Origin of the sequence: Dyadobacter beijingensis DSM 21582, from assembly GCF_000382205.1 — a bacterium.
Taxonomy (GTDB): Bacteria; Bacteroidota; Bacteroidia; order Cytophagales; family Spirosomataceae; genus Dyadobacter; species Dyadobacter beijingensis.
On sequence record NZ_KB907786.1, the window covers coordinates 709,218 to 724,256 of the forward strand.

Genomic DNA, 15,039 nt, shown 5'->3' on the forward strand with positions numbered 1-15,039 from the left:
ATGAATAGCAGAAAAATATTTACGACCGTCGCATTAAGCCTCACAGTGCTTTCAGGCTGCCAGCAGGATTTCCTGGACCGCAAACCCGACGATCAGGTAGACGCCGAGCAGGTTTTTACCCGATACAACAAAATGAACCAGCTGATCACGGACCTGTACGACAATGCCAAAGGTTCCAACAGCCCGCTGGTATTCTTCTCGCACTTTTCATCGGCGCCTGTGACGGACGAGGCCGAAGGATCGACCGCCGAGGGAAGCCTTACCAACAAATTTAACACGGGCGACTGGAACCCGAACGCCATGCCCGACCGCAGCAGCCGCGGGCAATACTGGTGGGATTTGTACAGCCGCATCCGTAAGGCCAATGTGATTTTGGAAGGTGTAAGGAAATACAAGACGCCGGATAACCCCCTGCAAGCCGGCGACCTGGATAAACGCCTGGGGGAAACCTACTTCATGCGCGCCTACTTCCATTACCTGGCCGCACGTATGTACGGGGAGGTCGTTTACATGACGAATACCGTCCAGCCTACGGATCAGATGAACTTCAAACAGGAGTCTTTCCATACCATCGCTGCGAAAATCAAGCAGGATTGCGACTCGGCATTTGCATTGGTACCGGGCAGCTGGGGAGGAGCGGATTTCGGTCGGGTAGACAAGGGCGCCTGCCTGGGCCTGAAAGCGATGATTTCGTGGATGGCCGCCACGCCGATGTGGAACGGCGGCACTTTTCCGAACGATACGCGCCAGTTCGCGGCCGAATACACCTATAATGTGGACCGCTGGGTGAAAGCAAAGGAAGCTGCCAAAGCCGTGATCGATTTCAAAGTCGACGGACGCCAGCGGTACAGCCTCTACCAGGGCCACGACGCGGCGGATTTCCGGGATGACGCGGGTGTGAATAATAACAATTCGAAAGTGCCCGCCCGTTTGTGGGATTTGTATCACGATATGCAATCGTTTCAGAATGAGGCTGTTTTCTTCGTAACGCGGGATAAGGACAACAACTGGCAGGGCGACATTTACCCGCCAAGCTGGGGCGGAAGCTCGCGCCAGATGCCCGTTCAGGAGCAAGTGGATGAATATGAATACATTGCTGCCAATGGCTACGGTTATCCCGTCTACGGTTCCCGAGCCAAAACCGACGGCTACGACGACGGTAACCCTTACGAAAGTGTGAAGAGAGACCCGCGTTTCTACCGTGACATTGTTTACCACGGCTCTACATTCAAAGGAAAGGTGATCAATACGGCCACAGGCGCGGATAAGATCGGCGCTTCCAACTCTTCGACTACCGGTTATTTTCTGCGCAAAATCCTGCGGGAATCCTGGAACCGCGACAAGAGTTTTGCCATCAGCGGCCCGCCGATCTGGCGCCTGCCGGAGTTCATTTACATCTACGCCGAGGCAGTGAACGAGTCGGCCGGGCCTAATGCGGAGATTTATCAGATGCTGAACGACGTGAGAAAGCGTTCCTTCATGGCGCCGATTCCACCGGAAGCACAGAGCAGCAAGGCATTGATGGACGAATACATCAAACGCGAAAGAAGGGTGGAGCTGTTTTATGAAAACAACCGCATCTGGACTTCGCGGCTCTACCTCGAAGCCAGCTCGGCCAAAGAAGTTGCCCGCGAGCAGGCATGGCAGGCAGCCGGCGGAACCAACGAGCAGCGTTCGCAAGCCTACTGGCCTTATCCGAAAACGCAGCGGATGATCAACGGTATGAAGCCCGTGGAAGACGTGAATGGAAAGATCGTGGTGGACGGCAAGAAATACCGGATGCAGCGCTATTTCGTAGAAAGCCGCGTGTTCGTCACGCCAAGGCATTACCTATTCCCGATCATGCAGGACGAATTGCAGCGCACGCCGACTTTGAAGCAGAATCCGGGGTGGTAACCTGAAACCTCCTGACAACAAATGACAACACCTGACTACAAATGACGACGAAGTCATTCATGGTCAGGTGTTGTCATGTATTGTCAGAAGTTGTTAGGCTTATTCTTTGATACTCTTAATATAAGCAATCGTCACAGGAATCTGTTTCAGGTACGAAGGGCTTTCGTCTTCTATGAAATAATGCTTGATCCCTACCTTTTTCGCAGCCTTCAAAGTGGCGGGAATGTCGATCTGGCCGGTGCCTAGTGCTACGTCGTTGGTCGTAGGCGTGCCGCCCGAGAGGTCACCTTTGACGCCTTTTTTCAGGTCTTTAAGGTGCATCAGCTTCCATCTGGTAGGATATTTCAAAAGCAGCTTAGCCGGGTCCTGGCCTGGGAATGCGGTCCAGAGAACGTCCATCTCGAAGTTGACGTATTCGGGATTGGTGTTTTTGACAATGTAGTCGAACAGGGTGCCGTCCTCGTAAGGTACAAACTCGTAGCCGTGGTTGTGGTACGTGAGCGAAATGCCTGCTTCTTTCAATTCCTTACCTGCCTTGTTGAAATCGGCGACGGCTTTTTTCGCAGTTTCAAGATTGAAGTTGCCTTTTTCGTGAGGAATCCAGGCGACCATCACGTATTTCGCGCCGAGGATTTTGGCATCCTTGATTGTCTGCGCAGTGCTTTCGCTGAGTTTTTTGTAATCCGCGCCGATCGAGCGCATGGCGATGCCGCGTTTGTCGAGCTGCTTGCGGAGTTCTTCGGTGGTCATGCCGGCAATGGGGCCGCCTTCCATTTCGGTAACCCCGAGCGATTTGATGGTATCGAGCGTCGCTTCGATGCCTTTGCCCCAGCTGCCGCGGAAAGTATATGCCTGCAAGCCGATGGGAGCGGTGTACACCTTGCCCTGCGCGAAAAGGTCGCTCTCGCCTACCAGCAATGCAGCCGCCAGACAGCCCAGACCGATTAGTTTTTTCATTGTCATTTTCTCGATTGTTTTAGATAGGTATTGCAAAAAGCATTGCCCGCGAATGATATACTAAAACCCGTCGGCCTTGATCTGCTTTTCGCTCAGCTCGCCGTACTTTTTGGCCTGCTCCTTAATCTCGGCAGCTTTGCCGACAAGCACGAATTGAAGCTTGTCTTTCGGAAAATAGGTGGCGATAATGTCCTTCGCCTGTGCGGTGGTCAGCCCATCGACCTTGCTTTGGAATGTATTGATAAAGCTTTCGTCGAAATTATAGATAAACATATCCGTCAGCAAACGCGCCAATGCGCCGGCCGACTCGTAATCCGGTGGGAAATCGCCTTTCACGTACGCCTTCGCGGATGCGAGGATTTCTTCATTGATGCCGTTTTTATGCAGGCTGTCGAGCACGCTCAGCGCCAGATCGATGGCCGGGAACGTGGTGGAGTTTTTGGTAAATGTGCTGATCCCGAATGTGCCCGCATATTTGTAACGCGTAAAACGGCTCGCTGCGCCGTAAGTAAGCCCGGAGTTGACGCGCAATGCGTCGTTGAGCCACGACGTGAACCGGCCGCCGAGAATGGTGTTGATGACGACTACCGGCACATAATCCGGAGAATTGTAATCGATGCCTTTACCGCCGATCATGAGTGTCGTCTCGCGGGCATCTTCCTTATTGACGAGCAGGACGCGGCTTTTTTCGAATTCCAGATTCGGGGCAACGCGCTTCACCATTCTGGCCGGCGCCGTTTTCCATTCTCCGAACAATGCGGTGACCTTTTTCTTCATATCTGCCGCCTTGAAATCGCCGACGATCGAGATCGCCCCTTTTCCGGTGGTGTAGTTGCTTTCATAAAATGCTTTTGCCGCCGCTGCATCGATCTTCTCGACGGTCGATTTACTGCCGGTCGTGGGCGTGGCATAAGGAAAGTTGTTGAACAGGAATGCATTATAATAGTTGCCTATGACCGAACGGGGACTTTCCTTGGCCTGCGCGAGTTCGAGCAGCGTGCGCTGCTTGTGCTTGTCGAATTCCGCCACGTCGAAAACGGGATGTATGAGCACTTGCTGGATCAGTTCGAAAAGCTTTTCCTGGTCTTTCACGGCAAACGAGGCCGCAAGGCCTGCATTGTCCTTGGTCGCATAGGTTGAAAGCGTCGCGCCGACGTAATCGGTCATTTCTTCAATCTGCCCTTTGGTATATTTCTGCGTGCCGAACAGTAATGCGTCGGCCGTCAGGCTGGCGAGGCCGTGCCGCTCGCCGTCGTTGATAGAACCGGCATCGAACACGGCCGAAACGTTGATCAGCGGCACCTCGTGCTGCTCCATGATGTACACTGTCAGCCCGTTTTTGAGTTTGAGCTTTTCGTAAGGCGGCACTTTGAAATTATTCTGGGCCATTGCCGAAAGCGAGCAGAAGGCTAGTACCAAAAGGATGATATTTTTCATGCTGAATGTCAAATTTGAATGCGGATCATTTCGAAGTTTCGGGAAGCAGGTATCCCACGGTGCGGTTGCGGTCGGTGAAGTATTTGGCGGCCACGCGCTTAATATCGTCCACAGTCACCTTTTTGTAGTTATCCGGCGCTTCGAACATCTTTTTGTAATCACCAAAAAACACGTCGTATGTTCCCAGGCTGTTTGCTTTTCCATTGATCGTTTCCAGCGTGTGGTAGAACTCCATTAGTTTCTGGTTCTTCACTTTCTGCAACTCCGCCTCCGTCACCCCATTCTGAATGACCATATCTATCTGTTTTTCAATGGCTTTTTCGAGATCGGGCGCCGATACATTGTCGCCCGCCACACCGAAAACGGCAAATAACGTCGGGTCGAAACCATTGTCGAGGCTGGTAGAGACGCTGGAAGCGATCGTCGTGTCCATCACGAGCGATTTCACGAGCCGCGAAGAATTGCCCGAGCTCAGCAGGCTGCTGAACAGATCGAGCGCATAATAGTCGGCGTGGGCAGTTTCGGGGACGTGGTATACGAGCAGGATATTCGGCGTAGTGATGTCCTTATAGGTCGTCACGCGGCGCTCGCCATTTTGCGGCGGCTCCACGGTACGGATTTTGGGCGGCAATCCGCGTGCGGGCAACGGGGCCATGTATTGATCCGCCAGTTTCCTGACATCATCGTATTTGATATCGCCCACCACTACCACCGTCACATTGTTAGGCGAGTAGTAAGTTTTGAAATAATTTTCCAGATCGCTCTGCGTCCAGCTTTTGATATCGGACTCGAAGCCGATCACCGGAAGCATATAAGGGTGTTCCTGGAATGCCACGGATTGCACCAGCTCGCCCAGCAGGTGGTAATTACTGTTTTCCAGGCCGGTACTGCGCTCGGAAAGCACCACGCCTCGCTCGCTTTCCACCATTTTTGGGTCGATGGTAAGATGGCCGATGCGGTCCGATTCGAGTTTGAAGATCGTTTCCAATGCGTCTTTCTGGAACCAGTCGGTGTATACGGTCACGTTTTCGTTCGTGTAGGCGTTGTTGGAGCCGCCGTTGGCTTCCATCACGCGGTCGAACTGCTTGGGACCGTAGTTTTTCGAGCCGTTGAACATCATGTGTTCGAAGAAGTGGGAGAGGCCGGTAATGCCGTGGACCTCGTTCCGCGAGCCGACCTTCCAGAAGAGGTACATGTTGGCCGTGGGGATCGAATGATCTTCCAGGACGAGGAATTTCATGCCGTTGTTCAATGTGAACGATTTCACATCCTCCGGCCTGGTTTGCGCATGAGCAACGCCGAAACCGGTCAATGCGGCCGCGGCGAGCAGTAATTTTCGGAGCTTCATGAAGCAGGGATTGTTAATGAATGTGTAATGATAGCTATTTTTGGAGCATTATTAATCTAAATCATTCGTACCACCGATGAAGAAGTTCCTTTTCCCTTTTATGGCCTTGCTGGCGCTCAACGGAGTAGCCGGAACGTCGCCCGACCAGCCTGCCAGGCGGCAGCGTTTCAAAGTAATGACCTACAACATCCACCATTGCAATCCGCCCTCGGCGGGGGACAAGATCGATGTAGAGGCGATCGCGAAGGTGATCAATGCCGCCAAACCCGATTTCGTGGCATTACAGGAGGTGGATGTAAATACCGAGCGCTCCGGCAAAGGCAAGAACCAGGCACAGCAGCTGGCGGCGCTCACGGGCATGAAATTCTATTTTTCCAAAGCGATCGACCACCAGGGCGGCGACTATGGCGTGGCCGTACTGACCAGATTTCCGATCGTGGATTCGGCGAAATATGCCCTGCCGATCCGCCCGGAACTGAAAGAAGAAGACCGTACCATTGCTGCCGTGACCGTGAAATTGCCCGACAACCGGAAACTGATTTTCGCCAGCACGCATTTGGGCCTCAAAGAGCCGAACCGCATTGACCAGGCGGAAACCATTATGGCGCATTTTGGTAAAACAGAACTGCCGATGATCCTCGCCGGCGACTTCAATGCCGTGCCCGAAAGCCCTGTGATTGCGTATTTCGACAAGTACTTCACGCGCTCGTGCACGGAATGCAAACCGACCATTCCCGTGGAAGTCCCGAAAAAGACGATCGATTTCATCATGCACAAGCAGGGCACCCAGCTCAAAAGCGCCAACACAACGGTAATCGACGAGAAATATGCCTCGGACCACTTGCCGGTCACTGCGGAGTTTACATTAGAGTAATATCCTCCTTGATCCAGTTCACCCGCACAATGCGGCTCTGCACGCCATGCTCGGCGAAGAAATGCTGCCAATGCAGCTGCCGCGACGAAAGGTGGTCGGTAGGGGACTTGATCTCGATGAATGCGTAATCGTGGTCGTTCCAGACGAGCAGGTCCGGGAAGCCCCGGGTGTTTTCGCGGAGGTTCAGCGCCATTTCGAGCATGATCTTGTGGATTTTCTCCGGGCTAAGCAGGGAGGTTAAGGTCAATACTTTCTCCAATGCGCCGTCATACCACGGCACGAGCACATTGGTAATGCCGTATTTGTCTGTAAATGTTTGCGTAACGAGCTCGTCGATGATCTCCCGTGAATGTGCGGCGGCGAGCCGTTCCTTCAATAGCTCCGACCGTTTGAAATAGAAATCGGGCAGGAAGAAGTCCGACGGAATGCGTTGGAGCGGGTTATGGATGGTTTGGACATTCGTATCGTAAATAATGTCCCAAAACAGCAACCCGAACAAGGCGCGCCAGGGCTCGTTTTCGCTGAAAAACGCATTGTATCCCTGCGATTGGTAATAGGTCAATGCACCGGATTCCACGCGGAACCGGTAAGAAATCGGCACTTCGATCGCTTCCGCGGCTTTCAGGGCCCGGGTTGTCCGTTTGACGGTCCGGGCCTTTTTGTTTTTGATCTTTTCATAAAAATCAAGACTGAAAAAGCGCTCGTCGGCATTTTGCGGGCTTTCGGAAATTTCCTCGCACAATGCGAGCGCCTCGTCGATTTCGCCGAGATTGTACAGCAGCCGCACGCGCCGCTCGCGGGCAGGGGCGTCGTTGGTGAGCTGGTAGATGGTCAGGGCCTGGGAAAGCATTTTCTTCCGTTCCAGCCACGCGCTGACCTTTAATATAAATGTATTGAACGAAGGTAATGCCTTATGGCTGAGCCCCGTGCCGCTGGCTACCTGCCAGTTCATGAACCAGTCGAAAATTTCCTCTGGCGGCAGGTCGTGTTTGATCACGTCGAAAGTTTCCTTCATGAGCGACACCATCAGCGTATCGTCGGCGTCTTTGCGCGTGTCGAACTGAATAGACAGGAACTGCTCGTCGAACGACTGGAACCGCACGTGACCGAGGTCCCGGACGACAAATTCGGTCATGTCGGCATAGCGGTTGCCGAAAAAGAGAAATTTCATCAGCATTACTTCCGCTTCGAACGACACTTTCACCACCGGTTCTATTTCGCCGATAACCTCGCATAGCACGGAAAAGTCGTACTCGTGGAGCAGCCAGCGGACGAGATCGGGTTTTTTAATGCTTTTCGACGGCATGATGTCCGGTGCGAGGAGCCTGGTTACGGCCAGCAGTTCAGGTTTGGTAAACAGATCTATCACTTCCGCGAAACGCGTTTCGTGCGCTTGGCAAAGGGTTTCAATGAAATCGCGGTCGAGCAGTTCGGTGAGTACCGCGGCCACATCCTCTATTTCGGAATAGGAGAGTGCATTGGTCCGGAAGAACGATTTACGGCGGTTGCTGAAACGGATGAAAAGGCATTGCGCGTCCTCCGAAAGCGATTCGTAATCGTCCAGAAACACCACCTCGCGCTCGTGCAGGATGTGCGCGTAGCGCTTGCGTACGAAGGCGAGCACGTAGTTGAAATAATCGAGGTAATACTTCGGCGGTAGATCCGTGGGAAACACCTGTTCCTGGGCAAACGGATCGGGCAATTCGGCAGACAAAACGGTTAATTTCTAAGTTGATGAAGAAATAAAGTTACCAAAAATATCCATTCGAAGATATTAAAATTATCAATAAAATGGCCTGCTGAGCAGCGAAAAGGCCCGCAAGCCGCCAGTGCAGGATGATTTGTATTAAAATTTGGTTAATTACTTATTTTATAGAAAAATGAAAGGTAAAAATAGGATTATGCCTATGATGGATGCCGCCTTTTCTGAAATGCATAGTATATAATTAAGAAATTGATTTACATTTGTTCTCTATGGATAACAATTTTACCTGCCCATGACTACATTAGATTCTTATGATTTTTCAGGGAAAAAAGCCCTGGTGCGCGTGGATTTCAATGTCCCGCTTAATGAAAAATTTGAGATCACGGACGACACCCGTATCCGTGCTACCATTCCTACAATCAGCAAGATTCTTAATGACGGCGGTTCCGTCATTTTAATGTCACACCTGGGACGCCCCAAAGACGGCCCGACGGAAAAATACTCCCTGAAACACCTGGTGAACCCATTGTCGCTGATCCTCGGCAAGACGGTGAAGTTTGCCGACGATTGCATTGGCGCAAGCGCTACGGAGCTGGCCTCCGCGTTGCAGCCGGGAGAAGTGTTGTTGCTCGAAAACCTGCGTTTTTATAAAGAAGAAGAAAAAGGTGACGAAGCGTTCGCCGAGAAACTCTCGAAACTGGGCGACGTGTGGGTAATGGACGCATTTGGTACCGCACACCGCGCACACGCTTCGACGGCCGTGATTGGTAAATTCTTCTCCGACAAGGTTTGCGGTTACGTAATGCAAGCAGAGCTGGATAACGCGGAACGTCTTCTGGAGCATTCGGAAAGACCGTTCACGGCGATCATGGGCGGTGCTAAAATCTCCGACAAAATCCTGATCATCGAACGCCTGCTCGACAAGGTGGATAACCTGATCATCGGCGGCGGTATGTCTTATACATTCTCCAAAGCACAAGGCGGAAGCATCGGCAAGTCCCTGCTCGAAGCCGACAAGCAGGACCTTACCCTGGAACTGATCGAAAAAGCGAAAGCCAAAGGGATTAACCTCGTGTTGCCCGTGGACACCGTGATCGCCGACAAATTCTCGAACGACGCGGAACGCAAAGTAGTACCTGCCGGCCAGATCCCCGACGAATGGGAAGGCCTGGACATCGGTCCTGAAACGGCGAAAATTTTCTCCGACATTATCAAAAACTCCAAAACCGTACTCTGGAATGGCCCGATGGGCGTATTCGAGTTCCCTAACTTCGCCCAAGGCACCAATGCCATCGCGGAGGCAGTGGTGGCGGTCACCGAAGAAAACGACGCATTCTCGCTCATCGGCGGTGGCGACTCGGCTTCGGCAATCAACAATGCAGGCTACGGCGACCGCGTAAGCTACGTTTCGACCGGCGGCGGCGCATTGCTGGAATACATGGAAGGCAAAGTGCTTCCGGGTGTTGCCGCATTGCAGGCATAAGCATTTCCTTTTTAGGTTTATTGCAAAAAAAGAAATCCATCCCGCACATCGCGGGATGGATTTTCTGCATAACAAACCTAACTAATTTATGAACACTGGCCTCGTTCGGCCGGAATTCCACTTTTAATTGCCGCCTGCGCGTTTCTGCAAATCGTCGGAGCCGGTATTGCGCTGGCGGGCACCCTTCACATTCTGGTTACCGAAGTTGTAGGTGAAGGTCAGTCTGAACTGGCGGCTAGGCCATTCGGAACGCACCCTGAAATCGATATCCTTATACATGGCCGTTCCGCGGAAACGGTTCATCCAGAAAATGTCGTTCACATTGAAACGGATCGTTCCTTTCTTGTTCAGGATATTTTTCTGCAACCCTGCATTGATCATCCCCATCGGCTTGGCATTATACAATCCGTAGAACTGCTTGCTATTATACCAGCCGGAGAGCTCAGCGGACCATCCCTTGCCGAGAGTAAATTGGTTGCTCGCGTACATATTCCACGATACCTGTTTGATTTCGAGCTGTTGTTCGAGGTAATATGATTTGTAATGGTTGTACACGCCCGTAAAGTTCGCTTGTACCTGCCACCATTTAGTGACCGGGATCGGGAAGGAGACCGTCAGGCTAACGTTGTCCTGGTTGTCCAGGTTATCGGATGTTACAAAAGTCTTATTCTCCGATGCGATCTGCTGAGGCAGTTCATCCGCGATCATATCCTTGATACGGCTGTACGCCAGCGTCGTATTAATGGCATTCTTGTATACGTGTACGATTTGAAACGAATGCGTGTATTGCGGTTTCAGGTTCGGGTTACCTTTCGCAAATGTGTACGGATCGAGGTAAAACTCGAAAGGGTTCAGCGACTGGTAATTCGGCCGGTCGATCCGGCGGCTGTACGACAGGTTCAGGACGTTGTTCGTATCGAGCTGGTTCGACAGGAAAATGCTTGGGAAAAAGTTAAGGTAATTCCGGTCGCGTTTCTGGTTCAGTGTGACCGAGTTGCCGATCGAATGTGTGTGTTCTGCACGGACGCCGATCCGGTATTTCACTTTTTTCGAGAATGCGCCGGCGTAATTGGCATAGGCAGCATTCACGTTTTCCGTGTATTTGAAACGGTTGGAACGTTTCGGGTCGATCTGCCAGCTGTCGGCGAAAGTTTCGAACACCATATCGTTATCCGAGGTCACGTAGCTCGTTTTCAAGCCTGTTTCAAACTTGCCTTTGCCGATGGGCTGGGTGTAGTCCAGTTTCGCCATCGCAATGTTGATGTCCGAAGGCATTTCGTTGCGCACGATTTCAGTAGCGGATTCGTCGGGCGTGCCGTTCGGATTGAAGTAGCGTGTATCCAGGTTGCTTTTCTTTTTGCCGCCGTAATGCACGTAATCCACATCGAAAGTCAGTTCCTTGCCTTTGTCGTTGAACTGGTGTTTCAGGTTGAGGTTAGAACTGATGTTATTCATTTTGCCGCCATTGAAAACGTTGGTCCGGAAGGTCCGTTGAAGGCTCATGTTCTCGTTCAGGATCCGGGTATTGGTTTGTCCGAATGGGTTGCTCCAATCGTTGTAGAACCCGGAAACCAGTACGCCCACTGTGGTTTTGTCCGTTGCATTGTAATCGATGCCTGCCCGCACATTATAGTATTCCGATTCGTTGATCCGCTCCGTTTTCTGGTCGAAGATCGTCACTTTGCCATCGTAGGGAATGGTCCGGTAAATGTCGTTGTTGTTAAAACCTTTGTTATAAAAAGCGCCTGCACTGATAAACGAGCTCACTTTTCCGGCCCGGTGGTTGAGCGTTCCGTTAAGGTTGGCGCGACCGTATTTCGCCCACGCGCCGCCGAGGTTGATATTCCCGTTGGTACCGTAGTTTTTGTTGCGCTTCATTTTGATATTGATGATCCCCGAGTTGCCCGCCGCGTCGTATTTGGCAGATGGGTTCGTGATCAGCTCAATCTTTTCGATATTGTCGCTCGGCGTGTTGCGGAGCAGGGTAATGAGTTCTTGCTGGGATAAAAAGGTTTGTTTTCCGTCGATCTGAACAATCACACCTTCCTTGCCGCGCAGTTTCAGTTGTTCGTTCTGCTGATCGACCGTCACGCCCGGCGCGCGTTCGAGCACTTCCAGTGCAGTAGCGCCGGCGGACACAATGCTGTTTTCGACATTCACCACCGTCCGGTCGATTTCCTGTTCGATAAACGGCTTTTTCGCCACGACGGTCACTTCGTTCAGTGATTTCGTATCCGATGTAAGCGTGATAGTAGGAAGGTTTACGGGAGCGTCTTTGACATTAAATGTTTCGCTGTATGCTTTCTGGTAGCCCACCATCGAGACCAGCGTCAGGTATTTGCCGGCGGCCACCTGGTCGAAGGCGAACTTGCCGTTGTCGTCGGCCGCAAGGCCTTTTACAAGCACCGAATCTTTGGCTTGCAGCAGGAGCACATTCACAAACGGGAACGGTTGTGACTTTTCATCGAGCACCGCGCCGGTGATCTTTCCTTTTCCGGGAAGAGGCTGGGGAGCTTGTGCGTGCACAAATCCACTGCCCAGCAGCAGCGCTGCAGTTAGGTTCATTAAGATTTTCATGGCTAATAGTTGAAAGTTCAGCGTACGCAGGGAAGCGTTGTTCCTTTTGGTACACTGTAAAGATAAGTACCTGGTATTGCATAGAACCTTAGATTACATAAATGGTTCAAAATGCTGTACAAGTGGTGTGTGGCTATCTTTCGGCTTATAGATACAAAGAGATAAAAGGAAGTTGCATATGGCGTAAAAAAAAGTTTAAACGGTTAAATGGCGGTTTGAGCGACATTAGCTGCCTCCCGATGCTCTTTTTTGGAATTCTTCGGCATTGCTGTTGGTGGGTTTTTCTTTTGACAGGTTTTGAGCGCCGAATTTGTAAGAAAGAGAAATAGTGAAAGTTTGACTAACACCAAGGGACTGAACGGTAAGATCCAAATCTGCAAAATGGGTCGATCCGACAAACTTGCTTGTCCAAAAAACGTCTTGACCGATAAATTTAACGCTCGCTTTCTTTTGAAAGAATGTCTTCTGTACACCCAAGTTCACAGCCCCGATAGGTGGACAGGTTAAAAGTCCATAAACGCGACGGCTCATGTAATTGCCTGAAATTTCTCCTGACCATTCCTTTCCAAAGCTCAGCGTATTGCTCATCATTAGTGATAGCGTAGGCTGCTTTACAAGAAATTGGTCTTGCTTATAGAATGTTCGATAACGACTCAGCCGGCCTGACAAACTGGCTTGAAGGTTCCACCAGGAAGTGAGCGCCAATGGTGCAGATATCGTAATACTGATATGACGTGAAAAGCTCATGTTCTCCGGCGAGAGGGACATTTTGCTATCATTTTTTGTAATGGAGGGAAATTCGTTGACGATTAAATTTCTGGTGATGGCATAGGCAATATTTGTATTTACCACACCCCGAAATAGGTGGGTGAATTGGAAATTGTTTGTGAACTGGGGCTGCAAATCAGGATTTCCACGAAGTGTTGTATAAGGGTCGAGATAACTTTCAAATGGGTTTAGGAGCTGATAGTTGGGACGGTCGATTCGATAGCCATAAGACCACGTCAGTGTATGCGCAGCATTCAGAACATGAGACAAAAATAATGTCGGGAAAGGGCGAATGTAATTTTGTTCATTTAATTTTTTAAGTGTTGTCGAATGCCCCGACAGCCTGGTGTGTTCAAGTCGCAAACCGAGCTGTAATGTTACACCAGGTGTAAGTGGCCGTCTGAATGAAAAGTAGGCAGCATTTATGTTTTCTTTATAAATAAAGCGGTTTGATCGAAGAGAGTCTACTATCCACTGGTTTTCAAAGTCCTCGTATACCATTTCGTTGTCGGCTTTGACAAAACTCGATTTTACTCCGCCTTCGAAATTGAATTTTCCAACCTTTTTATTAAAGTCGAGTTTAGCAACTCCGATCCTAATAGATAGTGGCATCGTATTTCTTACCACCTGCGGTGGGCCATCGAGGTTTTCGTCAGGTTTATAGAAGTGGGTTGTGAGAGAATTTACTTTTATCCCCGTGTAAGCCAGATAGTCGGCATCGAAGTTTATTCCCAAGCCGCTTTTTGACGAATGATCAAAGTTAACATTCGCATTGATATTATCTCTCCGATCATTGGTATGTGCGTTTGTGTAGTATTTCTGTTTAAGCGTAAAATCTGCGTTGTAAAGCTTGGTGTCGGAGTACCGCGACAATGTCTTGAGCTTATTAAGTGTTCCATAGATCTTGGCACCTATCCTTGTATTGTTGCCGAGATTGTAGTCCGCTCCGGCGCGATATCCATAGTTTTTAAGCCAATGCAGGTTACCATAAACCTGATCAAACCGAACTTGTGTAGGCCCATCAACAATTGTTCTGTCATAAATGGTTTTACTAAATCCTTTACCCTCCATTCCGTTCAATGAGGCGAACAAATTGAGTCTTCCTTCACTATGATTAATACTGGTAGCAATTGAACCCCTGCCATATCCGTGTGTGATGATACTGCCGGATATAGATGCACTGCCATTGGTTCCAGGCTTACTGCCTTTCTTAAATATTATGTTGATGATTCCCGAATTCCCTGCCGCGTCGTATCGGGACGAAGGATTTGTTATCAGTTCAATTTTTTCAATGTTTTCGCTTGGGGTGTTTTTCAGCAGATTGAAAAGATCTGCCTGTGACAGATAAGTAGGTTTCCCGTCGATCATTACCAGTGGATTGGATTTTCCTGCAAGTTCAATTTGCTCCTGGTGTGCGTTAACCGATACGCTAGGCGATTTTTCTAAGACCTGCAAGGCGGAACCGCCGGTGGAGCTGATACTGCTGGCAACATTAATGACAGTTTTGTCAACCAGCTGTTCTACGAATGGCCTCTTTGCCACCACGGCAACTTCCTGAAGATCGCGCGATGCATGCAACAGTTGCAGACTCGGAAGCTGGATTGTGTTATCATCGATTTGAAAAGCGGAGCTCGTAGACCTTTGGTACCCCACCATTGAAGCCGTTACCATGTAAAGGCCATTAGGAATTTTTTCGAAACTGAATTTGCCGTTTTCATCCGCCGTTTGACCCACCACCATCGATGAATCCTTTGCGCTGGATACAACAATGCTGGAAAATGGTAAGGCCGTCGAGTTTTCGTCCACAACTGAGCCTATAATCTTTCCCGATGCTTTTTGAGCATGGGCTGATGTGGCGAATGCGAAGAGAAGAAGCAGGAGTGGGGATAGGTAAAATTTCATTGTACGAGCGAAGGATGGTTTAAGGAAAGAATGTTTCATGGTTCACGCTGATCCGAACCAATCGGATTATCTAGCGAACTTAAGGCTCCCCG

Annotated in this window: 9 protein-coding genes; 3 read left to right on the forward strand and 6 right to left on the reverse strand. The window is 50.4% G+C overall.

The annotated features are described in order from the left end of the window. Positions 1-1,896, forward strand: a complete 1,896-nt coding sequence (locus H144_RS0103025) for a RagB/SusD family nutrient uptake outer membrane protein (RefSeq protein WP_019940555.1) — start codon at positions 1-3, stop codon at positions 1,894-1,896. Between the two features lie 99 nt (positions 1,897-1,995). Here H144_RS0103025 and H144_RS0103030 read toward each other — a convergent pair whose 3' ends face one another. The 3 genes from H144_RS0103030 to H144_RS0103040 are packed head-to-tail and all read right to left on the reverse strand — an operon-like array spanning position 1,996 to position 5,638. Then, a complete protein-coding gene (locus H144_RS0103030; RefSeq protein WP_019940556.1) occupies positions 1,996-2,853 on the reverse strand; it encodes a sugar phosphate isomerase/epimerase family protein in 858 nt (285 codons plus the stop codon). Positions 2,854-2,913: 60 nt separating this feature from the next. Beyond that, the gene (locus H144_RS0103035; protein WP_019940557.1) at positions 2,914-4,290 is read right to left on the reverse strand and encodes a M16 family metallopeptidase; all 1,377 of its coding nucleotides are present in this window, start codon (positions 4,288-4,290) and stop codon (positions 2,914-2,916) included. Positions 4,291-4,315: 25 nt separating this feature from the next. Then, the gene (locus H144_RS0103040; protein ID WP_019940558.1) at positions 4,316-5,638 is read right to left on the reverse strand and encodes a M16 family metallopeptidase; all 1,323 of its coding nucleotides are present in this window, start codon (positions 5,636-5,638) and stop codon (positions 4,316-4,318) included. A gap of 76 nt (positions 5,639-5,714) precedes the next feature. Between H144_RS0103040 and H144_RS0103045 the strand changes: the two genes are divergently transcribed. Then, complete coding sequence (locus tag H144_RS0103045; RefSeq protein ID WP_019940559.1) at positions 5,715-6,512, forward strand: endonuclease/exonuclease/phosphatase family protein; 798 nt, start codon at positions 5,715-5,717, stop codon at positions 6,510-6,512. Here H144_RS0103045 and H144_RS0103050 read toward each other — a convergent pair. Further along, a complete protein-coding gene (locus H144_RS0103050; RefSeq protein ID WP_019940560.1) occupies positions 6,499-8,226 on the reverse strand; it encodes a VRR-NUC domain-containing protein in 1,728 nt (575 codons plus the stop codon). The genes H144_RS0103045 and H144_RS0103050 overlap by 14 nt on opposite strands. A gap of 283 nt (positions 8,227-8,509) precedes the next feature. Between H144_RS0103050 and H144_RS0103055 the strand changes: the two genes are divergently transcribed. Then, positions 8,510-9,700, forward strand: a complete 1,191-nt coding sequence (locus H144_RS0103055) for a phosphoglycerate kinase (protein ID WP_019940561.1) — start codon at positions 8,510-8,512, stop codon at positions 9,698-9,700. Positions 9,701-9,823: 123 nt separating this feature from the next. On the opposite strand, the gene H144_RS0103060 is transcribed toward H144_RS0103055, so the two are convergent. Together H144_RS0103060 and H144_RS0103065 are read right to left on the reverse strand one after the other, a co-directional pair. Beyond that, the gene (locus H144_RS0103060) at positions 9,824-12,265 is read right to left on the reverse strand and encodes a TonB-dependent receptor (RefSeq protein WP_019940562.1); all 2,442 of its coding nucleotides are present in this window, start codon (positions 12,263-12,265) and stop codon (positions 9,824-9,826) included. Between the two features lie 237 nt (positions 12,266-12,502). Next, positions 12,503-14,986 (reverse strand): outer membrane beta-barrel protein, encoded by a 2,484-nt coding sequence (locus tag H144_RS0103065; protein ID WP_229207832.1) that lies wholly within the window; start codon positions 14,984-14,986, stop codon positions 12,503-12,505. Between the last annotated feature and the right edge of the window lie 53 nt (positions 14,987-15,039).

Excerpts from the sequence above, each read along its gene's own strand:
- H144_RS0103060 (WP_019940562.1), bottom strand. The coding sequence starts at position 12,265 with ATGAACCTAACTGCAGCGCTGCTGCTGGGCAGTGGATTTGTGCACGCA.
- H144_RS0103065 (WP_229207832.1), bottom strand. The coding sequence starts at position 14,986 with ATGAAACATTCTTTCCTTAAACCATCCTTCGCTCGTACAATGAAATTT.
- H144_RS0103040 (WP_019940558.1), bottom strand. The coding sequence starts at position 5,638 with ATGAAGCTCCGAAAATTACTGCTCGCCGCGGCCGCATTGACCGGTTTC.
- H144_RS0103030 (WP_019940556.1), bottom strand. The coding sequence starts at position 2,853 with ATGAAAAAACTAATCGGTCTGGGCTGTCTGGCGGCTGCATTGCTGGTA.
- H144_RS0103035 (WP_019940557.1), bottom strand. The coding sequence starts at position 4,290 with ATGAAAAATATCATCCTTTTGGTACTAGCCTTCTGCTCGCTTTCGGCA.
- H144_RS0103025 (WP_019940555.1), top strand. The coding sequence starts at position 1 with ATGAATAGCAGAAAAATATTTACGACCGTCGCATTAAGCCTCACAGTG.
- H144_RS0103055 (WP_019940561.1), top strand. The coding sequence starts at position 8,510 with ATGACTACATTAGATTCTTATGATTTTTCAGGGAAAAAAGCCCTGGTG.
- H144_RS0103045 (WP_019940559.1), top strand. The coding sequence starts at position 5,715 with ATGAAGAAGTTCCTTTTCCCTTTTATGGCCTTGCTGGCGCTCAACGGA.